We start from the raw sequence: 26,248 nt of genomic DNA, 5'->3' as shown, positions 1-26,248 counted from the left end.
GACCTATTTTAATATTTTTTTTATTATTTTGGAGTAAAAGTTACCAATTTTGTAAATCGAGACTGGACCGGTCTCTTCACTTATAAATGAGTAAATTAATCCTAAAAATTGTCGGACAATGCATCTGCAACGGGACTCTTTATCTACATCTTCCGCTCAAACGCAATGTTCGGGGTTAGAAGGATCGATTACAATTTTAAAAGATGGAAGCATTCTACATCTCAACGCACGTGCAGGTGAGCTTTTAGGTTTAGGCAAGACGGAGACTAAAGGCAAAAAACTACATGAATTAATTACATTCTATTCATCGGACGATACTTCTGCGCTCATAGCAGAACAGGCTCCCTTCCAGATCAGTTCTGACGACAGTCGGGTCCATGAAGAAAAAATTCTGGGTATCGCAATTGAAGACCGGTTTAAATGGTTCGTATTTCATATCAATCCGTTCAGGGAAGAGGACAATACCGGCCTGCAGCTGTCTTTCTTCGATGTCTCCAAGCTCGTCAATCAGAACCAGATCTTAAAAGACAAACAACATCAGCTGCAATTACTCGTCGCCTCGCTCAACGATCTTGTTTTTGAAGTCACCGACACGGGGGTATTTAAAAATTATTGGACCAACGACACCAAACTGCTCTTTTACCCACCCGAAGAATTTCTAAATAAAAGCCTGACCGAACTTTTTCCGGCAGACCTCGCCATACCCACAATTCAACTGATCCAGAACTCGCTCAAGCTTGACCGTGAGTTTAAAATGGAATTTCAGTCTCCTTCCGAACAACATAAAGGCAAATGGTACAGTCTACAGATAAAACCTATTCACCGTGCTCAAAACCGCGTTGCCCTGGTCATCGCAGATATTACAAAACAGATCGAATCAACGGAAAAAATACGTTTTAACGAACATAAATTCAATCAGGCCTTTCATTTCTCGGGTCTGGGGATTGCCCTGACAAACCTCGATGGCTACTGTATTGAATCAAACCAAACACTGACAAAAATCCTTGGCTACACACAGGAAGAAATGTCAACAACGCGGTTCTCTTCCAATACACACCCGGATGACGTCGAACGCGAGATTGAGCTCCGTAAAAAACTGATTCGGGGTGAAATTGAAAGCTTTACGATCCAAAAACGCTATCGGCACAAACTCGGTCACTTTGTATGGTGCTCCGTCACTATCGCCGGAGTCTTTGACAATGCCAATACCCCGCTGTTTCTAATTGTTCAGATCCAGGATATTTCCGAATCAAAGAAAAATATCGAGATCCTAAAACGGCAAAAATTAGAATCTGATCTGGTTAAAATGGACCTTGAAACCAAAGTCAGACAACTTGAAGAATTTGCGCATATCCTTGCCCATAACCTAAAGGGGCCCTTGAGTAATATGCCGATGCTCATCGATGAACTGCAAGTAACGGAAGATGAACAGGTAAAGGCTGAATTCCTGAACCTCCTAAAAATCAGCACTGGACAGCTTACCGAAACTCTGCAGGAACTGGGAGATATCCTTGAATTACGTTCAAATAAATCCCTCATATTTGAAAACTGCGATTTCCTTCATGTATATCACAAGGTAAAGCACCAATATATGGAGGAAATACAGCAAAAGAATGCAACGATTTCCGTCGAATTTAATGTAACAAGTATCCATTACCCCAAAATTTACCTAGAAAGTATTCTCAGTAACCTCATCAGCAATTCCCTCCGATTTACAGCCAAGGATAAGGCCCCTTATATTGAGATCCGGACTACTTTGGAGGAAGATGGTACCTTATTGACAGTCAAGGATAATGGACTAGGTATTAATTTACCGAAATATAAATCCCAGCTCTTCATGTTTAAGAAGGTCTTCCATCGTGGCTTTGAAAGTAAGGGAATCGGATTATTTCTCACACGCTATCAAGTGGAATCTCTGGGTGGCAAAATAGATGTGCAAAGTGAACCCAACGAGGGCAGCGTCTTTTCCGTCAAATTTTTAGAACGAAAGCAATGAATCAGGAAAATAAAAGAAAAGTCATCCTTATAGATGACAATGCGATCTTACGCACCATTTTTGGCTACATGCTTCAGGGATTTACGGATTACCCTATTGAATTCTTACCCTTTAAAAATGCCCTGGATGCTTTGGATTTTCTGGAATCCCATGATATCAGCACATCGTCCAAGCCGGCCATATTGTTTGTTGATATCAGTATGCCATTTATGACAGGTTGGGAACTGATGGACACGCTAGAGGATAGAACTGATTTTATCGAGCAGACCCAGATCTTTATTATCAGCTCCTCCACGAGCCAAAGCGACCAGGAACAATTGGCAAATTATCCTTTCATCAGCGGTTTTATTTTAAAACCTTTCGGCAAGGAACAACTATATGAAATTTTAAGAGCACGCAGTTAAAAACCATCCCTTCCTACAGGGGGATTGCAATGCCGGCTATCGGTCTATATGCGATACTGCCCAAGTGCTGGATTTGACCTGCTCAACTTGACCGGATAAAAAAAGAAAGCATTGAATAGTTGAAATGATAGGTTAGGGAGGTAGGGTTAAAACAGTAAAAAAAGGTCTATCCAATCTTTTTGGATAGACCTTTCATTTAGATCGTTAGATAGCCTTACATTTTTCAGCAAGCCAATTCTTTTCTTCGCTAGAAAGATGCGTTGAAAGTTGATCAAATACCCATTGGTTATAATTATTCAACCAGGCAAGATGTCTTTTCTCCAACAGGGACTTCTCCACGAGCGCTGTGTCGATATAACATATTGTCAGGGTCTCAAAATCCAGGAATTCCCCAAATTCAGAGGAAGCAGCTTTACGGGTCAGGACCAAATTCTCGATACGGATACCATGTTTACCGACCCGGTAGAGTCCCGGTTCAATGGAGGTAATCATACCTGGTTCAACGGCAACATCTATTGCCGCAGCATTAAATACCTGCGGTCCTTCGTGTACATTCAGGAAAAACCCGACACCATGCCCTGTACCATGACCATAGTTACGCAATGTCTCCCACAGTGGACGACGGGTAATGGCATCTATCTGATAACCCCGGGTGCCTACAGGAAAAATCGCCTGTGAGCCCTCTATCGTACCTTTCAGCACCAAGGTATAATCTTCTTTTTCCTCCTGGGTAAGTCCGCCCAACGAAACGACTCTTGTAATATCCGTAGTACCTGTTTTGTATTGGCCACCGGAGTCTACCAATAACAATCCTTTCGGACGCAACGTATAATTGGATTTTTCATTTGCCGAATAATGTGGCAATGCACCGTGATCCAGATAACCTGCAATTGTCGTAAAAGAAACATCCACAAATCCATCTTGCTCCTCCCGGAATCCACGTAACTTGGCTGCGATCGACAGCTCCGAAAGTTCTTCACTGGCCACATTTTCTTCCAGCCATTTAAAAAACTTGGTAAGCGCAACACCGTCTTTTACAAAAGTACGTCTGTTATTTTCAATTTCAATTGTATTCTTAATCGCTTTTAAAGTGGTAGAAGGATTTATTTTTTCTACGATTTTAACGGATTTAGGAACGCTGTCAAATACAGCAAAGCAGGTGCGTTTCGGATCAATTAGGATCGCCTTAGCTGATAATGTCGCAATTGTCTGGTAGATGCTTTCGTAAGCAGCAATGTCAACACCGTAACCTTTTAATTCAGCAATTGTTTCGGCACTCAATTTGGACGGTTCAATGTAGAGTGTAGCCGCATCAGCTGTGATCAATACAAATCCCAGCACAACCGGGTTGCAGGGCACATCCTGACCACGGATATTCAATAGCCAAGCCAGATCATCCAAGGAAGAGATTAAATGTGCATCGGTCCGATTTTTCCTCATTTCAGCCCGAACAGCTTCGATCTTTGCTACCGTAGATTGTCCGGTCGTACTTTCAGGCAACAAATAAGCCTGTGCCTTTGGCAATTCTGGTCTGCCTACCCATAAATCGGATAACAAATCAATATGGCCATCTACCTGAATATCCAGCGGTTCCAAGGCAGCTTTAACAGCTTGCGCTACTAAAAGTGAAGCAAGATTTCCATCAAAAGCCACTTTTGCTCCCGCATTCAATTTTTCTCCTAACCAATCTGCATACTCCGCCGCTGCCTGCACTTTCAGTTTAACCAATTCAAAACCGGTTCCTTCCAATTGTTCTGCTGCCTGGACGAAATAACGGGAATCTGTCCAAAGGCCTGCAAAATCCTGTGTAATTGCCAGGGTACCTGCGGAACCCGTAAACCCTGATGCCCAAGCAATACATTTGTAACGTTCTGGTAAATATTCACTGATATGAGGATCTGATGATGGAATAATATATCCATCGATTCCCTGAATCTTCATAGCCTCACGAATAGCAGCTAATTTTTCGATATGCTTCATGTCGTCTATACAATTTTATGCAAGTTAGGATTTTTTAGGGTCGAATGCCTAACTTTAAGCCAAATAAAACAAACTGAGTCTACGCGTATATGCACATAATAAGGTTATACGCCCATCACAACAAAAGTAGAATATCAATTACCCGGACAGAATAAGGTCCGCCGAAATGACATGTGAATGAAATCATCATGATTTATTCAAACCGAGTGAAACGAGTTCATGAATGCAATTAAAAAACAAATTATGAATGAATAATCCGATACGGGAATGAGTAAATCATGATAGCTTCATCGCAAATGAAACCGCCGAAGGCAGCATGAATGCCTTAAAGGGAAAATAAAATAATGAATAAACAAATTTAAACGGATGAAAAAATTTGCGCTCTATTCCATTGCACTATCGACCTATGCATTTACTGGCCTCACAGGTTCGTTATTTGCACAGGATCTACGAACCAAAATCCAGGCTGCATTCAATCAGTTTCAAAGTCAGGAAAACCTAACAAACGCGATCAGTTCGCTGACCGTGTTTGACGGAAAGACCGGACAAACAATCTATGCAGCCAATGAAAATATAGGGTTAGCTACAGCCTCGACGATGAAAGTGATTACCGCAGCAACGGCCTTGGATTTTCTGGGCAAAAACTATCAATTTAAAACCACCTTATATTATACCGGTGCAATCGATGAAAACGGAGTCCTTAACGGCAACATCGTTGTAACGGGTACCGGTGACCCTACCTTGGGCAGCGAACGTTACCCAGAGACCAAAGCAGCTATCGTATTGAACAAATGGATTACTGCTATTCAAAACGCGGGAATTCGAAGCATCAATGGAGCAGTAATCGCTGATGACCGTCTATATAATGGCAACCAACTACCGGGAGGATGGATCTGGACAGACATGGGCAATTACTACGGTGCTGGCATTTCATCGCTCAACTGGCGCGAAAATGCTTTTGGTATAAATTTCAGCCCGAGCAATAAAGTGGGTGCAAAAGCCGAAATTATCCAAGACACGACCCGAGCTCCCTATCTGAACATTATTAACGAAACCACCACTGGTAAAGCTGGCAGTGGAGACAATGTGTATGCCTATGCAGCACCTTATTCAACCAAAATATTTGTCCGCGGCACCTATGGCCAGGATTTAAAGAAGACCATCGAACTCGCTTCCCCCGATCCTGCCTATGACCTGGCTTTCCAACTGAATGAAGGCCTCAGCAAACAGGGGATTATTGCAATCCATCCCCCTGCAACCGGCGCTAAGATGGATTCAGTAGATGTCTCCCAGAAACAGACCCTGGATGTGCACCTATCCCCTACCATGGATAAAATTGTCTATTGGTTTAACCAAAAAAGCATCAACCTCTATGGCGAAGCTTTATTGAAGGCGATCGCCTATACCACGGCCGGAAAAACTGGCACAGATGATGGAGCCAATTACATCCAGAAATATTGGAACGCTAAATTAGGCATTAAGCCCAGCGAGCTTAATAGTATGGACGGTTCGGGACTTTCACCACAAAATAGGGTCACCACGCTCGCTATGAACAAAATCATGCAGTATGCCCAAAAGCAAAATTGGTATCCTGTATTCTATGAAAGTCTGCCAACTTACAATGACATGAAGATGAAAAGCGGAACTATAGGTGGCGTACTGGGATATACGGGTGTCCACAGCAATAAAAATGGACAATCCTTTACCTATACGCTATTGGTCAACAACTATTCCGGATCAGGGTCCAATATGCGCAGGCAAATGTTTAAATTACTGGATGTTTTGAAGTAACATATTATTGTCTATTTATAATAAGATATTGGCAAATATTTCCAAATATCAAAAAGAATGATAGATTTGTAGCCTTAAATTAATAAAATCGTAATGAGTAACACTAATCGTAAACAGGCAGCGTTAACTTACCACTCAATGGGTAGACCTGGAAAAATAGCTGTTGTTCCGACAAAACCAACAAATTCGCAAAGAGACTTATCTTTAGCATATTCTCCTGGCGTAGCGGAGCCATGTTTGGCTATTGCCGAGAATAAAGAAGATGCTTATAAATATACCGCAAAAGGGAACCTTGTTGCCGTTATCAGTAACGGTACAGCTGTCTTGGGCCTAGGTGATATCGGTGCTCAAGCAGGTAAACCTGTCATGGAAGGAAAAGGTTTATTGTTCAAAATTTTTGCAGACATCGATGTATTTGACATCGAAGTGGATACCAAGAATGTTGATGAGTTTGTTAACATTGTAAAAGCATTGGAACCTACTTTCGGTGGTATCAACCTGGAAGATATCAAGGCACCTGAATGTTTTGAAATTGAGCGTCGCCTGAAAGAGGAAATGAATATTCCGGTCATGCACGATGACCAGCATGGTACAGCGATCATTTCGGGTGCGGCCCTGATCAATGCCTGTGAAATTCTCGGAAAAGATATCGCTAAAGTAAAAATCGTCGTGAACGGTGCCGGTGCAGCAGCGATGTCCTGTACAGCAATGTATATTTCTGTAGGCGCTAGCAAAGAAAACATTGTGATGCTGGACAGTAAAGGTGTTATCCGTACGGATAGAGAAAATCTGGACAGCATGAAAGCACAATACGCTACAGATCGCGATATCCACACCTTGGCAGATGCCGTAAAAGACTCCGATGTATTTATCGGCTTATCGGCTGCGGATGTGATGTCTCCAGAGATGTTGTTATCAATGGCTCCTAATCCTATTGTTTTGGCGATGGCCAATCCAAACCCGGAGATTGCTTATGATTTAGCAATGGCAACACGAACCGATATTATCATGGGTACCGGCCGTTCGGATTATCCGAATCAGGTAAACAATGTATTGGGTTTCCCTTACATCTTCCGCGGAGCTTTGGATGTGCGTGCCACAGCAATTAATGAGGAAATGAAAATTGCCGCTGTACGTGCTATTGCAGACCTGGCAAAACAACCTGTTCCCGAAGAAGTCAATCAGGCTTATAATACCAGCAATTTAAAATTCTCGGAAGAGTATATTATCCCTAAACCGACCGATCCACGTTTGATCACCGAAGTTTCTATGGCTGTTGCAAAAGCGGCGATCGAATCTGGTGTAGCGAAAACAGCAATCGAAGACTGGGATAAATACCGCGATGCATTGCGTAAACGCCTGGGTAAAGATGATGCTATCATGCGTAACTTGACGATGGCAGCTAAAAGAGATCCAAAACGTGTTGTTTTTGCTGAGGCCGATAATTACAAAACCTTACGCGCTGCTCAGATCGTAAAAGAGGAAGGTATCGCGATCCCGATTCTTTTAGGTAAAAAAGAGAAAATCGAACGTTTGATCCATGAATATGCTTTTGAATTGGACGGAGTGGAGATTATTGATCCTGTTGCAGAGGTTGATGGCGAAACTGAACGTTCAAAAAAATTCATCGAACACCTTTATAACAAAAGACAACGTCGCGGAATTTCCCGCTACGATGCGCGCAAACTGATGTTTGACCGTAACTATTTCGGTGCTTCATTGGTTGAGTTTGGAGAGGCGGATACCTTGATTTCCGGTATGACCAAAAATTATGCAAACACCATACGTCCAGCATTGCATGTTATCGGTGCTAAACCCGGCAGCCGTGTAGCAGGTATGTATATGATGTTAACCAAAAAAGGTCCCATTTTCATGGGCGATACAACCGTGAATGAGGATCCTACGGCACAAGAGCTTGTGGATATCACCTTGCTTTTGGACAAAGCTGTTAAACGCATGAATATTCAACCGCGCATTGCCTTATTGTCTTACTCTAATTTTGGTTCAAGCGAAGGAAAAACACCAACCAAAGTAAGAGCGGCAGCACAGATCTTACACGATCAGCATCCGGATATTATCGCTGACGGTGATTTACAGGCTAACTTTGCTTTAAACAGTGATATGTTGACTGACAACTTCCCATTCAGCTGTTTAAACGGACAGTCAGCAAATACACTTGTTTTCCCTAATCTGGAATCTGGGAATATCGCCTATAAATTATTGCAGGAAGTCGGTGAAGCGGAAGCTGTAGGTCCAATTCTTTTGGGTATGAACAAACCGATCCATGTACTGCAATTGGATAGCTCAGTACGTGAAATCGTCAACATGGTGACCATTGCCGTGGTTGATGTTCAGGCTCATCTCAAAAATTTATAGAATAGCTTAAAATCTTCCTATATTCGTAGTACTATGTACGAATATTTCAATGGAAAATTAGCATATAAAGCCCCCACTCATGTTGTTATCGACGTGAGTGGGATTGGCTATTATGTCCACATCTCTCTTTATACCTTTTCCCAAATCAAGGATCAGGAAAACTGCAAATTATTTATTTCGCTGCAAGTGCGGGAAGATTCCCATACGCTTTATGGCTTTGCTACCGAGGGTGAGAAAAAGCTCTTCGAGAATCTGATCTCCGTTTCAGGTATCGGTCCAAATACGGGGCGGATGATCCTGTCGTCCAATACCCCGGATGAAATCCAGTCGGCCATTGCTAATGGTCAGGTTGCTTTAATTCAGAAAATTAAAGGGATCGGCCCGAAAACAGCACAACGTCTGATCCTGGAGCTTCAGGATAAATTGAAAAAACAGGGCGTGGAAGCACTTTCACCAACCATTCAATCGCAATCCGTACCGGACGAAGCTTTGTCTGCACTGGTTATGTTAGGCTTTAATAAAGTTGCAGCAGAAAAAGTATTGAATACCATTCTAAAGACAGAAAGCAATCTTTCTGTAGAGGATATGATCAAACTTGCCCTAAAGAGACTATAAGATATGCCGATTGATCCATTGATTTGGCTACGAACATGTAGCTGAGCAACAGATCCGTTGAATAGCGCCAACATCAAATAGCTAGCTTATACGAAAAAACAGAAAAGGAACTTCGGTTCCTTTTTCTATTTTCCCACCGGCAGTCTTCATTCGAATTCCGCATAGCGATACGCGATCTCAAACAGCAAATATCTAGGTAACAATTTGAGAATTGAAAGTAAACTAACAGGGACTTAACCCGGATCTTATACGGACCTCATTCGGACTTCATTCGGATAAACGCGTATGAAGTCCTTTTTATTCTCGGCTGAGATTCGTGTTATAAACCTAGAAAAAAGCAAGAAGTATCCAACTTATCCCCGCCCAGACATAGGCTTATTTGCCGCAACAACCGAATAATCGGTCTAGCTGTGTAGAAGCGCAAAATGTTAGCTATCAAAATAGTTATCGCATGACAAATACGGCTATGGATCTACATGAATCACCGTATATCTCCAAGAAATAACACAAACGATTGCCCTAAGACAAACAAACACATTATCAATAAGTTACAAAAACACACAAAGTCCCTCCTCCACGTCGCTACAGCCTATTTGTTACAATATGACGTTGCTAAAACGTATTTATTCCCTTATTTTTAGCGTTTGTATTTTCAGTTATAATCTCACACATGAAAAAATTATTTTCACTTGCGCTCGCTTTCAGTTTAGGAGCAGCAGTATTTGCGCAAGAAAAGAAAGACATCACGTTGAACATTGTGCCCTTACCACAACATGTTCAGATCAAAAATGGATCATTTAAAGTCAATGAAAACACTAAAATTGCATTTGACACGGAAGAGGATAAAAAAGTTGCCGCTTTATTCCAGGATTTTCTAAAAAGCAACTATAACCTCAACCTATCCTTAGTAAAGTCACCTGGTAAAAACAGCATCTATTTTTCATCCAAAAATGCAAAGTCGGCCAATACAGAAGCATACGAATTAAACATTGCTTCTGACCAGATCACAGTGGGGGGTAAAGCAGCTGGTCTGTTTTATGGAATGCAATCGCTGATCCAGTTATTACCTGTTGATAAAAAAGCGAGTATCGAAATTCCGCAGGCATCCATTCAGGATGAACCCCGATTTGCTTACCGTGGACTGCATCTTGATGTTGGCCGTCATTTCTTCCCTGTAGAATTTGTTAAGAAGTACATTGACATTTTGGCCTCTTACAAATTGAATACCTTTCACTGGCATCTGACCGATGATCAGGGATGGCGCATTGAAATTAAATCACATCCCAAATTAACACAGATCGGTGGCTACCGCAAGCAAACATTGCTGGGTAACTATAAAACCGACGGTGACTACGATAATACGCCTTATGGCGGTTTCTACACCCAGGAACAGATCAAAGATGTTGTGGCTTACGCCAAATCTAAGTATGTTACCGTCATCCCTGAAATCGAGATGCCCGGTCATGCTTTAGCAGCACTTTCAGCTTACCCAGAGCTCGGTTGTGGTGATAAACCGGGACCATATACTGCTGCACAGACCTGGGGCGTATTTGATGATGTATTCTGTGCCGGAAAAGAAGAAACATTTAAGCTATTGGAAGATGTGATCGACGAGGTGATCCCACTATTCCCTAGCGAATATATTCATATCGGTGGTGATGAATGTCCTAAAACAAGATGGAAAACCTGTCCGCATTGCCAAAAAAGAATCAAGGATAACAATCTCAAAGATGAACACGAGCTGCAGAGTTATTTTATCCAACGTATGGAAAAGTACATCAATGGCAAAGGTAAACGTATCATTGGATGGGATGAGATCTTAGAGGGCGGTTTAGCACCAAATGCGACTGTTATGAGCTGGAGAGGTGACCAAGGAGCTATCGATGCTGCAAACCAGGGCCATGACGTCATCATCACGGCCAATAGCTATGGTCTTTACTTTGATCACAAACAAGGAGCGGATCAAAATAGAGAGCCTTTGAGTATCGGAGGTCTTTCGACATTGGCTAAGGTATACTCTTCTGATCCTATGCCTAGCAAAATTTCTGAAAACAACAAGAAACATGTCTTGGGTGTTCAGGCAAATATCTGGACAGAATATATCGCTTCTTCGAACAAAGTAGAGTTTACCATTTTACCGCGTGTGTTAGCCCTATCTGAGATTGCCTGGACCCAGCCGGAAAAGAAAAACTGGAAGAATTTCTCCGAACAACGTGCTGCACGCCAATTGGCAAAACTCGATCAGACAACTACATTCTATCGCGTACCCGAGGTTTATGGTATCTCTGATACAACAATATATGCCTCAGAATACACCATTCGCGGATTGAAACCATCTGTGGAAGGTGCAAAAATCTATTATACCCTGGACAACTACGATCCTTCGGAATTGGATCGGGAGTATACAGGTCCGGTTAAAGTGACTGTTCCAGATAGTAAAGAACGTGTATTCAAAGCTGTCGTTGTGACTCCTTCAGGAAAAAGAAGCAATTACATCCGGGTAAATATTATCAATACAAAGAAATAATATACCATACCCCATTCAAAAGCGCTAATATTCTGTTAACTTTGAACAGATATTAGCGCTTTTTTTCTGAATTACCTTTTTTGGGGATGTCAGAAAATAACCTGCTATCGATTTCCATCGTCGTTGCAGGCTGTGAAAGCGTGAAGGGTTTATGGAAAATGTGTATTTCTACAAGGATTTAAAAAAGAAATTTTATGGCTGAGGATCTGCTAATTGCCAAGGGCAGCAAAGAGGAACAATATCAAAACTTACTTCCGCAGATAGCAGGATTATTACAGGGAGAAAATAACCAGATTGCAAATCTTGCGAATATCGCGGCAGCGCTAAAAGAACAATTTAATTTTTTTTGGGTAGGATTTTATCTGGTAGACAGTGCGGAAGAACTTGTTCTCGGTCCATTCCAAGGTCCGGTGGCCTGTACCCGTATAAAAAAAGGACGGGGTGTATGTGGCGGATCCTGGGCGAAGGAGAAAACACTTATTGTACCGGATGTGGAGCTGTTTCCCGGACATATCGCCTGTAGCTCGCTTTCACGCTCCGAAATCGTGTTGCCTGTATATAGTCAGGGACAAATTATAGGTGTGCTCGATGTAGACAGCAGTGAACTGGACTGCTTCGATGAAACTGATGAAAAATACCTGACGCAGATCTTGCAGTTGTTGGATAATTAGTGTCCGGATATCGGAAGAATTATGTCTATCGTTCAGACATACAAATCAAAGGTCAGCGCTAGTCCCTGTTAAAAAAACAATGATACAAAGTCCTAACGTCTCAGAAGTGGACACTATATCCTCCTGTTTTATGGGAGCTTCAGTAGATTATTCTTCGAATATTTTACTGCTGAAATTCCCATATCTTGACTAATTTATCATCACTGACGCTAAAGAAATACTGACCATTTTCAGACCATACGCCAGCATTCACAGATAAATGATGGCCATCTTGCATTTTGTCCCTGCTCATATTCTTCAGCAGGGCGAAGTCCGCATTTGACCAGAATTTCAAGGATTTATCGCGACTGACCGTGGCGAAAAAAGATTCGAATGGATGTGGATAGATCCCATAAACAGTAAAAAGGTGCGGGATAAATGAAAAATTATTACTTAGTTGACCAACTTCCGAAATCATGAGCTTCGCATCACGGCCTCCGCTTAATAATTTATTTTCAAGAAAAGCCAAGGAAGTTGTGGGCATGCTATGGAGCTGCATTCGTTCAATGACATGGAAATCCACGCTATCCAACAAATATACCCAACCTTCTTTATCGCCCAATGCGATCCTGTTTGTATTTTCATCAACAGCTATACTCCGCACGGTCGTTTGGGAGAGCTGTACCGCATAAATGCTTGTATAGGTGGCGAGATCGATCACATGCAACTGCCCCGCCTCGCCTACAGCCAAGAGCTCATTTTTTTGTTTGATATATGCTAGGGCAAAGATGGCTTTTTTGCCCAATTGCAAACTCGCAACAAGTTTTTGTTCCTGTACATCCACAAAAAGTAGCTTGCCCTCGCGTAAGGCAATGGCTAGGATAGCCGTTCCCGGAATCAACTTTAAGGCATATACAGAGGAAGTCACGGCACAGAGGATCCGTTTAAACCCATTTTTTTCGATATCCCACTCGACCACGCCCTTGTCATTTCCTCCTGTAAAGAATGTATTTGGATCATATCCTTTTTCTACGCAAAAAATGGGATTTTGATGCCCGGGTAATGTCGCTCTTAATTTAATATCCATAGTTATATTGTCAAGTTCTCCCAATGACATGCGGAGAGACCATTCTTGTCCTATCTTTTTTGACTTAATGTCCGGCTGTCGTTTAAAACAGACCAGGCAAAAAAAGAAGTGCAGTATATCCACAAATATACTGCACTTTCAAGACTATTTTGTCATATTACCTTAAAGCCTCGTTCGATCTGACAGTTTACCTGGACAAATGTTCGATAGACGACTTGGCTTAGCAAAAACACGCATTATTGATGTCTGCTTTCAAGATTTTTAGCGATTGTCTCCAACGAAAAACCCTTTTCACGTAGCAATACGATCAAATGGAACAATAGATCAGAAGTCTCGTTGATAAAGTCAGTCTCGGTCTCCGTTAATGCGGCGATTACTGTTTCTACGGCTTCTTCGCCTACTTTTTGAGCGATCTTATTAATTCCCCTTGAGCGCAGACGGTTTACATAGGATTCGTCAGAAGGATGTTCGTAGCGATGATTTACGATACGTTCCAGTTGCAATATGAAATTTTGATTGAATTCCGTGTTGAAACAACTCCGACTTCCGGTATGGCAGGTCGGTCCTATAGGATCCGCTTTAATTAATACGGTATCTTTATCACAATCAATATGGATACTCTTTACATTTAAAAAGTTACCACTCTCCTCTCCTTTGGTCCAGAGACGATTTTTGCTACGGGAGAAAAAAGTCACACGCTTTTCCGTCTGTGTCTTTTGCCAAGCTTCCTCGTTCATATACCCCAGCATCAGCACCTCCAACGTTTGGGCGTCCTGCACGATCACTGGAACAAGTCCGTCACTTTTTGCGAAATCTAACATTGTATTCGTATCTAGTATTTAGTATCTAGTAATGAGACTCTGGTAGCGCAAGCCAAAGGCTTACAAACTATCTATTTTCTCCTCTTTTAATTCTTTATCCTTTGATCCATATTTCTGGATCCTTACTCTTTATTTCTGGATCTCTATCCGCAATTATCTTACGACAACAGCATTTTGGCGTAATGTCTGTTTAAGATCCGGAATCAATATTTCCCCATAGTGGAATACAGAAGCCGCTAAGGCGGCATCCACATTGGCCTGTTGAAATACATCGACAAAATGCTGCTGATTTCCAGCGCCACCGGATGCTATTAAAGGAATATGAATGCGATCGTTTACCGCTTTCAAAAATCCATTGTCAAAGCCATTTTTCGTACCATCATGATCCATGGATGTCAGCAGAATTTCTCCGGCACCACGTTCCTGTGCTTCCAGTATCCAATCCAGGGTATTGATCTCGGTTTTGATCCGTCCTCCGCTCAGGTGAACAAAATCCTGCCCTTCAATAGATCTTGTATCTACGGCAACGACAACAAACTGTGCTCCAAAAGCTGCAGCCATTTGATTGATCAGGTCGGGATTGCGTACAGCTGCAGAGTTGATGGATATCTTATCCGCCCCTGCATTTAATAGGATGTCGGCATCTTTGATTTCGTTGATACCACCGCCTATTGTAAAAGGGATATTTACCTGACGGGCTACCGCTTTGACAAGATCTATTGTTGTCTTGCGCCCTTCATGTGTAGCTGTGATATCTAAGAAAACGAGTTCGTCCGCCCCTTGTTGGGAGTATTCGTAGGCCAATTCCACAGGATCCCCTGCGTCACGAAGATCTACAAAATTCACTCCTTTTACTGTCCGCCCATCTTTAACATCCAAGCAAGGAATTATCCGTTTTGCCAGCATGTTAAAATCTGATTAATGATTTAAGGTTCCAATCTTTGACTTCATCGATGGAAATTCTATTCTCATAGATTGCTTTTCCTACGACCACTGATTCTACTCCGCCGAGGTCCTGAAGTTTTTGAATATCATCCATGGAACTGATACCTCCGGAAGCAATCAATTTGATGATGGGTGAATGGCTCAATAGCTTTTTGTATAGTTCTACACCTGCTCCGCCCAGTTTACCATCTTTGCTAATGTCCGTACATAGAAATCTAAAGAAGCCCAGTACCAAGCATTTATCAATATATTCGATCAATTTAATCGGGGAACTCTCTAACCAACCGGAGTATTTGATTACTTCATCCAACACATCAATTGCAATGACAATATGATCTGCATACTTCACTTTACCTTCATTTAAAGTCGCTAATTCCTCTAAAAACGAAGGGTTCGTAATCGCTTGCGTACCCACGATAACACGGTATACTCCAGCATCTACCAGTTCTTTTACTTTTTCAATGCTCCTTACTCCACCGCCATACTGAATTTTCATATCTGTCTTCTGAATAATATCGAACAGATAGGCTTGGTTACTAAAATCACCTTTGGCACCATTCAGGTCTATGATATGAACCAGTTCAGTGCCGTTTGCACGATAGTTTTCTATCTGTGCTTCTAAACTAATATCATAAGTCGTAACGTCGTTGTAGTTACCCTCTCTTAAACGGACAACTTTTTTGTCCAAAACGTCAATTGCTGGAATGATATACATAATCGAATATTTTTAGTCTATTTGAATAGTTGAAAAATTGAGCAGCAACTGCTCACCTGCTTTTCCCGATTTCTCCGGGTGAAATTGTACACCAAAGAAATTATCTTTGGAAATGGCTGCTGAAAATGGTAATCCATAGTCGCATTTTGCGGCTGTAAACGTCGTATCATATTCAATATAATACGAATGCACAAAATAAAAATAAGTCTGATCTTCAATATTCGCAAATAAAGGATTATTTGCTTGTACAGAAACGCTATTCCAGCCCATATGAGGCACTTTGCCCGCTAGACCGGCATCAAAATGTAACGTTTTCAGCGGGAATAATGCCAACATCTCAGCATTACCTTCTTCCGAATACTCGGTCAAAAGCTGCATACCGACACAGATCCCCAAAACAGGTTTACGCAATTCTTTAATATAGGGTACTAATCCTGACTCACGCAATTTGTTCATGGCAGCTCCGGCATGGCCTACCCCCGGAATAATAATACGATCATAAAGATCGATTTCCGCCGCAGTATTGATCATACCATAGCTCAGCCCTACACGATCCAGCGCAGCAGTCAGCGAGAAGATATTCCCAGCGCCATAGTTAATAATTCCTATCATATTGAGATTTGAGTATTGAGATTTGAGTATTGAGACTTTGACCGCACAAGCTTTCGCATCATTCGGACATCGTTAATCTTTACTCATTTACCCAAGGATACTCTTTATTAATTAAACAAAACTACAAAACACCTTTTGTACTTGGCAGCTGCATATGATCTGCATCCCGTCGTACTGCTTTCTTGATCGATTTTGCAAAAGCCTTAAAAATTGCTTCGATCTTGTGGTGCTCGTTATCCCCTTCAGCTTTGATATTTAAATTTGATCTGGAGGCGTCAGAAAATGATTTAAAGAAATGGAAGAACATCTCCGTCGGCATATCACCTATTTTCTCCCGTTTAAATTCAGCATCCCAAACAATCCAATTGCGGCCACCAAAATCCAGTGCAACCTGCGCCAGACAATCGTCCATTGGCAACGTAAACGCATAACGTTCAATACCACGCTTGTCACCCAAGGCCTTTAAGAACACTTCGCCCAAAGCAATTCCAGTGTCTTCAATCGTATGATGTTCGTCGATATGAAGATCTCCTTTTGCTTTTATCGTTAAGTCCAGTGCGCCGTGTCGGGCGATTTGATCCAACATATGATCAAAAAATGGCAGCCCTGTTTCAATAGCTGATTTACCGGAACCATCCAGGTTCAGTTGAATAAAAATATCGGTTTCATTCGTTTTACGATGATGTTCGGCCGTACGTGTACCCAGTTTAAGGAATTCGTAGACGGTCTTCCAGTCTGTGGTCTCCAAAGCCACCGCATTCGGGTCGATGTCGACGTTTTCCAATGCCCCCAATTGATCGTTTGCACGTAGCCATATGGCTTTAGCACCAAGATTTTGTGCAAGTTTGACATCATTTACACGGTCACCGATCACGAACGATTCACTCAGATTATATTTTGTTGCATCGAAATATTCCCCCAGCATACCAATACCTGGCTTACGCGTATCTGCCTTTTCGTGTGGGAAAGTTTTGTCGATATGTTCTTTCGCAAATACTACACCTTCTGCCGCAAACGTATCTAGCACAAAACGATGGACAGGCCAAAAGTTTTCTTCCGGATGGGAAGATGTTCCTAAACCATCTTGGTTGGAAACCAAGATCAATTCAAAATCCAGCTCCTTAGCGATACGTGGCAGGTACTGCAAAGCACCAGGATAGAATTTTAATTTTGCAAAAGAATCAATCTGCTCATCTTCTGGTTCCAAAATTAATGTTCCGTCACGGTCTATAAACAGGACACGTTTTAAGTTATCAGGCATAGTATTATTTATTGATTTGATTAAGTTTTTCTAATAATGTCCGGTTCTCCGCAGGTGTACCGACCGTGATCCGCAAACAGCCTTCACAAAGTTCTACTTTAGAACGATCTCTGACAATGATCCCATACTGAACCAAATAGTCGTAGACCTCCCGGGGGTTTTCCATCTTGACCAGAATAAAATTGGCATCGGAAGGTGTGATGTGATGCACATAGCCCAATTCAAGGAGCTCGCGTACCAGTTTTTCACGTTCTGAAACAGTCTCCTTGATCCAGTCATTGACTTGATCCACATTATTCAGCGCCTCCAGCACAATATCCTGTGTCGCTTGATTAATATTATAAGGCGGTTTAATTTTATTATAAACTGCTATAATCTCTTTGCTTGCAAAGGCCATGCCCAAGCGCAGAGCTGCAAGTCCCCAGGCCTTAGATAAGGTCTGCAAAACCACCAGATTTGGATATTCGGCCAGTTCCTGAGTAAATGATTTCACAGCGGAAAAATTGATATACGCTTCATCGACAACGACTAGTCCCTGAAAATTATTCAATACCGTTTCGATGTCCTGGCGACGGATCGAATTCCCTGTTGGGTTATTAGGTGAACAGATAAAGATCAACTTGGTATGCGCATCTATGGCATTGGCAATACCGTCCAGATCCAGTTGATAGTCTGCCGTAAGATTCACTTTCTTGAAGGCAACATCATTGATATTCGCGGACACTTCGTACATACCGTAGGTCGGTGGAACTAAAATAACATTGTCCACACCGGGTGTACAAAACGCGCGGTATAAAATATCAATAGCCTCATCGCTTCCATTACCCAAAAATATGTTTTCTGGAGGTACACCTTTTATGTTGGAAAGTTTTGCTTTGACTTGATGTTGGAGTGGGTCTGGATATCGGTTGTAATCATGGTTTAGGGGGGATCCAAAAGGATTTTCATTGGCATCAATCAATATGGACGCCTCCCCTTTAAATTCATCTCTAGCGGACGAATAAGGTACGAGTTTTTTGATATTTTCCCGTAGTAGATTGTTTAAGTTGAATGGATTATCCATTATAAAAAAATTAGAGCCGTAAACTTAGATAAATTGTTTATCAAAAGCAATATAAAAAGTATTTGGCTGTGGAAATCTGCTTAAAATTCACAAAAAACTAAACTAAAAACCATTTACCTTCGATCGAAAGTTCAGTATTAGGGAATACCGTACGGGCTTCATCCAATAAAGGATTCAGATCCCGGTAACGGGCGGAGTAATGCCCCAACAATAATTTCTTTGCGTGGGTTTCTTTGGCAATCTCCCCGGCTTCCAGTGCGGTTGTATGGAAAGTCTCTTTTGCCCGATCTACCATATCATGCAGAAAGGTAGATTCATGATACATCAGATCGGCATGCTGGACATAAGGTAGATAGTCTGCAGTGCGCACTGTATCCGAACAATACACGTAACTTCTGGATTTAGGGGCCGGTAGGCTCAATTGGTCCGCTGGATAAACATTTCCCTTTTCATCCACATAATCCATCCCTTTCTTGATGGCAGGGTAATAGACAGTAGGAATATTTAATGCCTGAACGACATCAGCAAGCAAGGTACGGGCCCGGGGACCTTCGTCAAAACGAAAGCCTGTACAGGCAATGCGATGTGTTAAAGGAAATGCACTCACTTTCATTGTTCGATTTTCAAAAATAACACCGGGCTGGTCGGGTGAAATCGGATGAAAAATAAGATTATAGCGTAAAGCGGTCTCAGAATGTAGAAATTGGATATCCAAAATCTCTTTCAAGGCAGCGGGACCATATAAATGAAGATCACTTTTGCGGCCGACCAGATGCATCGATGACAGTAGCCCGACCAAGCCCAAGTAGTGATCTCCATGTAAATGGCTAATAAAAATATGTCCTAAGCGATTGCTTTTAATTCCATAGCGGCTGAGCTGCATCTGCGTCCCTTCCCCACAGTCTATTAAAAACAATTGTTCATTAAAGTTCAACACTTGGCTAGTCGGATGGCGATCAAACATCGGCGTCGCAGAACTATTTCCTAATATCAGAACTTCAAACTTCATATTAATCCTCAATTGTCCCCCGATATTCAGATTCCAATTCGTGCGCAAAGATCATATCTTCAGCAACCTTTAGTGATGGGGCAATCTTAATGGATTTATCCAGGTGCGACACGCGAACCATATCCATCAATTTAGGACATAGATTGACCAAAATAAATATACCGCCAACGGACTGGCACAAACGGTGAGCCAGTATTCCCAAACGAATACCTACCTCATCCGTCTTTTGGACATGAACCATATCCAAAACAATATTGCGTTGGCCAATCGTATTTCGCAACAGAAACTCCCCCTTCAGTTTAGCTGCATTATCCGCATCTATCACTTCTACATGGGGTTCTATCACAATATAACGATCATGCTTATCAATAGTGTACTTCATAAGTCTATTTCATTAGTTTGCGGATACAATGTACTAATAATTTAGCTCTTTTAAGGCTTTTGAAACATTTCTTTCCACGCGCTCCAGTACATTTTCCTGATCAGGGTAGACGAACTTTTCACCAACGATATGCTCGTATAGCTCAATATAACGTTCGGAAATTGAAGTAATGATTTCATCCGTCATCTCCGGAACCGTCTGCCCATCTTTACCCTGAAAACCATTTTCGATCAACCATTTGCGCACAAACTCTTTTGACAATTGCTTTTGAGCTTCACCTTTCTCCTGGCGTTCCTGGTATCCATCTGCATAGAAATAACGGGATGAATCTGGCGTATGGATCTCATCAATCAAAACGATCTTGCCATCTTTTTTACCAAATTCATATTTGGTATCCACTAGGATCAATCCTCTTTGCGCTGCGATTTCAGTTCCGCGTTGAAACAAGGCTTTGGTATAGTTTTCCAATTGCACATAGTCCGCCTCGCTGACGATACCTTTTTTCAAAATATCAGCACGGGAAATATCCTCATCGTGACCTACTGCCGCTTTGGTCGTTGGTGTAATGATCGGCTCCGGCAATTTATCATTCTCTTTCAGTCCTTCTGGAAGGGCTTCGCCGCAGACCTCACGTTTACCAGCCGCATATTCCCGCCAGGCATGTCCCGACAAATAACCACGGATAACCATTTCTACTTTAAACGGTTCACACATCTGACCGATAGTCACACTAGGATCCGGTACAGATACAACCCAATTGGGGATAATATCAGCTGTCGCTTTTAAAAATTTAGCTGCAATCTGATTTAACACCTGTCCCTTGTACGGGATCGGGCGGGGTAGTACCACATCAAATGCTGAAATACGATCGGAAGCTACCATCGCCAGGTAGGTATCGGCAATCGTATACACATCACGTACCTTACCTCTGTAAAAAGCAGTTTGATTTTCGAAATTGAAATTTGTTTCTTTTATAGCGTTCATGTTCAAAGTAAATTCAAATAATAAGTTTTTGCAAACAAGCCATTAAATATCGCCGTATGCTTCTAAAATGCGTCGCACCAATTTATGGCGCACCACATCCCCACCACTAAGGTGGATAATATCGATCCCTTCAATATTGTCCAACAAACGGATTGATGTTGAGAGGCCGGATTGATTCTTTTTAGGGAGATCGACCTGCGTCATATCACCCGTAACAATAAATTTTGCAGTAGGCCCCATCCGTGTCAAAAACATTTTCAACTGCATATCCGTTGCATTTTGGGCTTCGTCCAAAATCACAAAACAGTTGTCAAGCGTACGCCCCCGCATAAATGCGAGTGGTGCAACCTCGATCGTACGGTTTTCTAAATATCCTTTTAATTTTTCCGCCGGGATCATATCATCAAGCGCATCATAAAGTGGTCTCAGATATGGATCGACCTTTTCTTTCAGATCTCCGGGTAGAAAACCAAGATTTTCTCCGGCTTCCACCGCTGGTCGGGTCAGGATAATCCGTTTGATTTCTTTGTTGCGAAGTGCTCTGACTGCCAGTGCAACAGCTGTATAGGTCTTTCCTGTTCCCGCAGGGCCAATGGCAAATAGGATGTCATTTTTTGAAATACTATCCACCATCCGTCGCTGGTTGGCCGTCCGTGCCCGCACAATCAAACCATTAGGTCCATAAACGATGGGCTCAGAACCAAAGGCTGCCTGCTTGGCCGCAATCTCCTTCTCCTGCTGCGCAGCTGAACCTGCACTCGCGCCCAGCAGATTCTCAAAATCCAACAGGGTAATGTTGTTGAATTTTTCTAGATGTGCCATGACTTCCTTAAAGGATTGCTCAAATAGTTCCAATTCCTTCGCATCTCCTAGCACCTTCATTTCACTTCCACGAGCTACAATCCGCAGTTTTGGGAATTGTTTCTTCAAATAATCAAAGTGCTCATTGTCTGCTCCCCATAATATGGGTAAATTCAGACCATCTAATGCAATTAGTAACTCGTTCAAATTTTATCCTATTTTAGAAATAATCAGATGTCCTTATTACGCTATAGCTCCAATACGTAATACTATTCAAAATTAACGTATTCTAACGAGAAAATAGGCCATTCCCAAGAGATTTTTGTAAAAAGAAAACCAAATTATTTTTTTCAGGTTTCCGCTATAAATTTGGCTTTAAAAAGCCGAACTTAGCCTATACAAATCGATTCTTTACAGGATAAACAGAAGCTATGTTTGTGTGTATCAACCGAAAAAAGATATATTCAAAATAAGTTCTTCAATTGGCTTTACAAATCAGCTGATAAATAGTAATTTTGTCCTCTATTTGAATAGATTTTCAGGAACAGAATATGTAAACGGCAGGAGATCTATTTATATTCATGCAATAAAGGGAATTTGACAGCAATTCGGTCTACTTTAGATTATAATGGCAGTAATTACGTTAACGACAGATCTAGGACATAAAGATTTTTATCAAGCTGCGCTAAAAGGGAGCCTTTTAACGCAGTTATCCGATGTTCATATTGTCGATATCACGCATGAAATCCCTGCATTCAACATTCCCCGCGCAGCCTTTGTACTGGGTAACGCCTATCATTATTTCCCAAAAGGAACCGTACATATCATCGGTATCAACACCCTGTTCCATGAAGAATCCAAGTATATCGGCATGAAATACAGGGATCATTATTTCGTAGGGGCGGACAATGGTATCTTCAGCTTACTGTTGAATGGAAATGAACCCCAGGAACTGTATGAGCTCAACCTGATGCAGGACCTGAGATACCTTCATTTCCCGCTTGCGGATATCCTTTCAAAATCTGCCTGCCATATTGCCAAGGGCGGCAAACTGAAAGATGTGGGTACCCCCATGAATCACCTGATTGAAAAAGTTACTTTACAGCCGATCTTTGACAAAGATATGATCCGTGGCAATGTCATTTATGTCGACGCTTTCGGCAATGCCATTACCAATATCTCCAAGGACCTGTTCAACAAAGTCCAAAAGGGACGGAATTTTGTTCTGTATTTCAAACGCAATGAAACAATAACCAACCTTTCATGGCATTACAACGAAGTCGGTGAAGGCGAAAAACTATGTCTTTTTGGTATCAGTAATTATTTGGAAATTGCGATCAACAAAGGCAATGCAAGCCAGCTTTTGGGGCTTCACGATGACGATTCCAATGTCATTCGTATCGAATTTAAAGATTAATTTCATAAATTCATTCCTGCAAATAGTTTATCACTTGAATCTGACCCAAAATACGCTTGGGATTTATGATCGTTAAACGCCTGATTTAGCAGATTTTGTCGTCCCTTGTACCGTTGACACATTTGATGCGATTTCAGCAAAGTTCATTTCAGATTGATTGTTCAAATTTAGCTATGAAATCTTTAACACACACACTACTAGCCCTTCTCCTACTGTTGATCTTCGGGCATCTTCATGCACAGGAAAATGCAGATTCCAGTGCCTTTGAGCTGCAACGTAAACGTGTCAACAGTCTACTCGAGGCACGGCAGCAGAAGTTTGGCGCTTACGACACGAGCCTTACCCAGAAAACAGGTCTTTTTGGACTATTCAAATCCAAAGGCGATATGCAAAAAAGTATCGATATCCTGAAGGATGTGGTGATCACAGACAACAACATCTTTTTAGAAACCCAGCAGCTGTTAAAAATAAAAGATTTCGAAAAGGACAAATTTCGGCAGATGGCCACTGAATATGACAAACAGATTTCTGCGTATATGGGCACGATCAATAAACTCCAAAATGAGAACGAGCGATTGCGGGCACAATTGGAAAAAACCGAAGGGCGGGGTCTGGCCGGCAACCTGTGGCTCTACTTAGCCCTGCTTGTCATTATTATTCTCTCAGTATTGCTATACCGTAGCCGCGCCCAGCAATCGGTGTTGAGCAGTAAACATCCGGACTAACACATTCGGATCTCCCCTGCCAATCGTTGGAATGTACCGAAAAGCAAGTCAAAATACAACTTTGACGGAGTAAAATCGTCTAAAAGGCAAAAAATTGACTAAAGTATGATAGCAAAATTTTTTAATCTCTTTACATTTGTCCTCGCAACAAAACATTGAAGTAGCGGATTATGGCAAGAGGTTTCAATAGTGGTAATAAACAAGAAGAAGATCTACCAAAACCAAAGTTAAATAAGGAGCTTTTATTACGGGCTTCGAAAATATTGACCTATTTGAGGCCTTATCGGGTTAAATTTGGAATCGGCATGTTATTTTTGGTATTATCCAGCTTGGCTATGCTGGCTTTTCCAGCCTTGCTTGGTGCAATGATTGATGCTGCACAGGGCAAACAAAAATACCTCTGGCTAGCTCCACAAGTATATTACATTGGTGGAATTGCTTTTGTTATTCTGTCTTTCCTCTCCATCGTTTCGTTTTTTCGGATACGCATCTTTGTTGAAATCGCAGAGCGTACATTGGCCGCACTCCGCAAGGACACCTATCTTAAGCTAATTTCCTTACCGGTTGAATTTTTTGCTAATCGCCGTGTCGGTGAGTTAAACAGTAGATTATCGGCCGATCTGTCACAGATCCAAGATACATTGACCACCACATTAGCGGAGATTTTGAGACAATTGATTAGCCTTTGCTTTGGGGTGTTTTTACTGGTTTGGGTATCGCCCAAACTTGCCCTTATGAACCTTTGTATTTTACCGATTATCGTTGTGGCTGCCATTATTTTTGGTAAATTCATCCGTGAACTGTCCCGACAGGCACAAGATAAAATGGCGGAGTCAAACAGCATCGTTCAGGAAACCTTATTGGGGATCAGCAATGTGAAAGCTTTTGTGAATGAATACTTTGAATTCAACCGTTACAGCAATCAGATGGATTCTGTTGTCAAATTAGCGGTCAAGGGAGCTACCTTTCGCGGTGCTTTCGCTTCATTTATCATATTCTGTATCTTCGGAGCCGTAATAGCCGTCATCTGGTATGGTGCTGCATTAGTCTCGATCCATGAGATGTCTGTCGGTGATCTGACCACCTATATTCTGTATTCGATGTTTGTCGCTGGCTCCATGGGCAGCTTCCCGGAATTATACGCTAACATTCAACGGTCCCTAGGCGCAAGCGAAAGGATCCTGGAAATCCTGGATGAACCACAGGAAGATGTTAAAATCGAACCGGGCTGCAAAGATATCCGCAAAAAGATAAGCGGCGATCTACAATTCAATCATGTCGCATTTGCCTACCCTAGCCGTCCGGATATTGAAATCCTCAAAGACATTAACTTTACGGCCAATGCCGGGGATAAAATTGCTATTGTTGGCCCCAGCGGTACAGGAAAATCAACCATTGCTTCTTTAATATTGCAATTTTACACAAGCAATAAAGGCGAAGTGCTGTATGATGGCAAGCCTGCCTCGGACTTTGACCTCTGCGACATCAGGAATCAGGTCGCCATTGTTCCACAGGACGTCTTGTTATTTGGCGGAACCATCCGCGAGAATATCGCTTACGGTAAATTAGACGCTACCGAAACTGAAATTACTGAAGCCGCCCAACGTGCCAATGCACATCAATTTATATTAAATTTTCCCGAAGGTTACGATACCATTGTCGGAGAACGCGGCGTGAAGCTCTCTGGCGGACAACGTCAGCGCATCGCTATTGCCCGGGCTTTACTCAAAGACCCCGCGATTTTAATTCTGGACGAAGCGACCTCTTCGTTGGATTCAGAATCAGAGCGTCAGGTCCAGGATGCCCTAGAGGAATTAATGCGTGGCCGAACCTCCGTTATCATTGCCCACAGGCTTTCTACGATCGTTGATGCGGACAAAATCATCGTGGTCGAAAACGGGGTTGTGTCGGAAAGTGGCACACATTTCGAATTATTACAGAAAGAAACCGGTCTCTATCGCCACCTGTATACCCTGCAATCCAAACAGCAAAAGGTAGATATGTAAAATTTTGTTAATTATTGATTCTTTTTAAACAAATTGTTCCAGTGATTGTTCATTTGGTATCATACTTGATTATCATTTGTT

General features: G+C 42.0%; 22 protein-coding genes. 10 read left to right on the top strand and 12 right to left on the bottom strand.

The window, feature by feature from the left end; all coding sequences use genetic code 11:
* Window positions 1–118: 118 nt before the first annotated feature.
* Both ABDW32_RS13805 and ABDW32_RS13800 read left to right on the top strand, forming a co-directional pair.
* Complete coding sequence (locus ABDW32_RS13805) at window positions 119–1,996, top strand: PAS domain S-box protein (RefSeq protein WP_343563326.1); 1,878 nt, start codon at window positions 119–121, stop codon at window positions 1,994–1,996.
* Entirely contained in the window at window positions 1,993–2,400 is a 408-nt protein-coding gene (locus ABDW32_RS13800; protein WP_343563324.1) for a response regulator, read from the top strand. Before ABDW32_RS13805 ends, ABDW32_RS13800 begins: the two co-directional genes overlap by 4 nt.
* Window positions 2,401–2,604: 204 nt before the next feature.
* Here ABDW32_RS13800 and ABDW32_RS13795 read toward each other — a convergent pair whose 3' ends face one another.
* On the bottom strand, window positions 2,605–4,380 hold the full coding sequence (locus tag ABDW32_RS13795; protein ID WP_343563323.1) for an aminopeptidase P family protein: 1,776 nt from the start codon (window positions 4,378–4,380) through the stop codon (window positions 2,605–2,607).
* Window positions 4,381–4,746: 366 nt separating this feature from the next.
* Between ABDW32_RS13795 and dacB the strand changes: the two genes are divergently transcribed.
* From dacB to ABDW32_RS13770, 5 genes are all read left to right on the top strand, one after another.
* Window positions 4,747–6,171 (top strand): D-alanyl-D-alanine carboxypeptidase/D-alanyl-D-alanine-endopeptidase, encoded by a 1,425-nt coding sequence (gene dacB, locus ABDW32_RS13790; protein ID WP_343563321.1) that lies wholly within the window; start codon window positions 4,747–4,749, stop codon window positions 6,169–6,171.
* A gap of 93 nt (window positions 6,172–6,264) precedes the next feature.
* Complete coding sequence (locus ABDW32_RS13785; protein WP_343563319.1) at window positions 6,265–8,547, top strand: NADP-dependent malic enzyme; 2,283 nt, start codon at window positions 6,265–6,267, stop codon at window positions 8,545–8,547.
* Between the two features lie 33 nt (window positions 8,548–8,580).
* Entirely contained in the window at window positions 8,581–9,162 is a 582-nt protein-coding gene (ruvA, locus tag ABDW32_RS13780) for a Holliday junction branch migration protein RuvA (protein ID WP_343563317.1), read from the top strand.
* A 670-nt stretch (window positions 9,163–9,832) separates the two neighbouring features.
* Window positions 9,833–11,689: a family 20 glycosylhydrolase gene (locus ABDW32_RS13775; RefSeq protein WP_343563315.1), complete on the top strand. Its 1,857-nt coding sequence runs from the start codon at window positions 9,833–9,835 to the stop codon at window positions 11,687–11,689.
* 194 nt (window positions 11,690–11,883) lie between these two features.
* A complete protein-coding gene (locus ABDW32_RS13770) occupies window positions 11,884–12,360 on the top strand; it encodes a GAF domain-containing protein (RefSeq protein ID WP_343563314.1) in 477 nt (158 codons plus the stop codon).
* 163 nt (window positions 12,361–12,523) lie between these two features.
* On the opposite strand, the gene ABDW32_RS13765 is transcribed toward ABDW32_RS13770, so the two are convergent.
* The 11 genes from ABDW32_RS13765 to ABDW32_RS13715 all read right to left on the bottom strand — a co-directional run bounded on the left by ABDW32_RS13765 (window position 12,524) and on the right by ABDW32_RS13715 (window position 22,226).
* The gene (locus ABDW32_RS13765; protein WP_343563313.1) at window positions 12,524–13,426 is read right to left on the bottom strand and encodes a WD40 repeat domain-containing protein; all 903 of its coding nucleotides are present in this window, start codon (window positions 13,424–13,426) and stop codon (window positions 12,524–12,526) included.
* A 236-nt stretch (window positions 13,427–13,662) separates the two neighbouring features.
* Window positions 13,663–14,247 (bottom strand): bifunctional phosphoribosyl-AMP cyclohydrolase/phosphoribosyl-ATP diphosphatase HisIE, encoded by a 585-nt coding sequence (hisIE, locus tag ABDW32_RS13760; protein ID WP_343563312.1) that lies wholly within the window; start codon window positions 14,245–14,247, stop codon window positions 13,663–13,665.
* 153 nt (window positions 14,248–14,400) lie between these two features.
* On the bottom strand, window positions 14,401–15,153 hold the full coding sequence (gene hisF / locus ABDW32_RS13755) for an imidazole glycerol phosphate synthase subunit HisF (protein WP_343563311.1): 753 nt from the start codon (window positions 15,151–15,153) through the stop codon (window positions 14,401–14,403).
* 1 nt (window position 15,154) lies between these two features.
* The gene (locus tag ABDW32_RS13750) at window positions 15,155–15,907 is read right to left on the bottom strand and encodes a HisA/HisF-related TIM barrel protein (RefSeq protein ID WP_343563310.1); all 753 of its coding nucleotides are present in this window, start codon (window positions 15,905–15,907) and stop codon (window positions 15,155–15,157) included.
* 12 nt (window positions 15,908–15,919) lie between these two features.
* Window positions 15,920–16,519, bottom strand: coding sequence for an imidazole glycerol phosphate synthase subunit HisH (gene hisH, locus ABDW32_RS13745; protein ID WP_343563309.1), 600 nt, complete (start codon window positions 16,517–16,519; stop codon window positions 15,920–15,922).
* Between the two features lie 121 nt (window positions 16,520–16,640).
* On the bottom strand, window positions 16,641–17,780 hold the full coding sequence (hisB, locus tag ABDW32_RS13740) for a bifunctional histidinol-phosphatase/imidazoleglycerol-phosphate dehydratase HisB (protein ID WP_343563307.1): 1,140 nt from the start codon (window positions 17,778–17,780) through the stop codon (window positions 16,641–16,643).
* A 4-nt stretch (window positions 17,781–17,784) separates the two neighbouring features.
* Window positions 17,785–18,843: a histidinol-phosphate transaminase gene (gene hisC / locus ABDW32_RS13735; protein WP_343563305.1), complete on the bottom strand. Its 1,059-nt coding sequence runs from the start codon at window positions 18,841–18,843 to the stop codon at window positions 17,785–17,787.
* A gap of 97 nt (window positions 18,844–18,940) precedes the next feature.
* Window positions 18,941–19,852, bottom strand: coding sequence for a ribonuclease Z (locus tag ABDW32_RS13730; RefSeq protein ID WP_343563303.1), 912 nt, complete (start codon window positions 19,850–19,852; stop codon window positions 18,941–18,943).
* A 1-nt stretch (window position 19,853) separates the two neighbouring features.
* Window positions 19,854–20,234 (bottom strand): STAS domain-containing protein, encoded by a 381-nt coding sequence (locus ABDW32_RS13725; protein WP_343563301.1) that lies wholly within the window; start codon window positions 20,232–20,234, stop codon window positions 19,854–19,856.
* Window positions 20,235–20,267: 33 nt separating this feature from the next.
* On the bottom strand, window positions 20,268–21,218 hold the full coding sequence (locus tag ABDW32_RS13720; protein WP_343563299.1) for a phosphoribosylaminoimidazolesuccinocarboxamide synthase: 951 nt from the start codon (window positions 21,216–21,218) through the stop codon (window positions 20,268–20,270).
* Between the two features lie 42 nt (window positions 21,219–21,260).
* Window positions 21,261–22,226, bottom strand: a complete 966-nt coding sequence (locus ABDW32_RS13715; RefSeq protein ID WP_077437983.1) for a PhoH family protein — start codon at window positions 22,224–22,226, stop codon at window positions 21,261–21,263.
* Window positions 22,227–22,647: 421 nt separating this feature from the next.
* On the opposite strand from ABDW32_RS13715, the gene ABDW32_RS13710 reads away from it, so the two are divergent.
* The 3 genes from ABDW32_RS13710 to ABDW32_RS13700 all read left to right on the top strand — a co-directional run bounded on the left by ABDW32_RS13710 (window position 22,648) and on the right by ABDW32_RS13700 (window position 26,167).
* Entirely contained in the window at window positions 22,648–23,436 is a 789-nt protein-coding gene (locus tag ABDW32_RS13710; RefSeq protein WP_077437984.1) for an SAM-dependent chlorinase/fluorinase, read from the top strand.
* A gap of 173 nt (window positions 23,437–23,609) precedes the next feature.
* A complete protein-coding gene (locus tag ABDW32_RS13705; protein WP_343563293.1) occupies window positions 23,610–24,161 on the top strand; it encodes a hypothetical protein in 552 nt (183 codons plus the stop codon).
* Between the two features lie 170 nt (window positions 24,162–24,331).
* Window positions 24,332–26,167 carry an ABC transporter transmembrane domain-containing protein gene (locus ABDW32_RS13700; RefSeq protein ID WP_343563291.1) on the top strand — a complete coding sequence of 612 codons (1,836 nt, stop codon included), beginning with the start codon at window positions 24,332–24,334 and terminating at the stop codon, window positions 26,165–26,167.
* Window positions 26,168–26,248 lie beyond the last annotated feature (81 nt).

This window comes from Sphingobacterium sp. (assembly GCF_039596235.1).
GTDB lineage: Bacteria > Bacteroidota > Bacteroidia > Sphingobacteriales > Sphingobacteriaceae > Sphingobacterium.
This window is presented reverse-complemented; position numbering and strand designations above follow the sequence as displayed.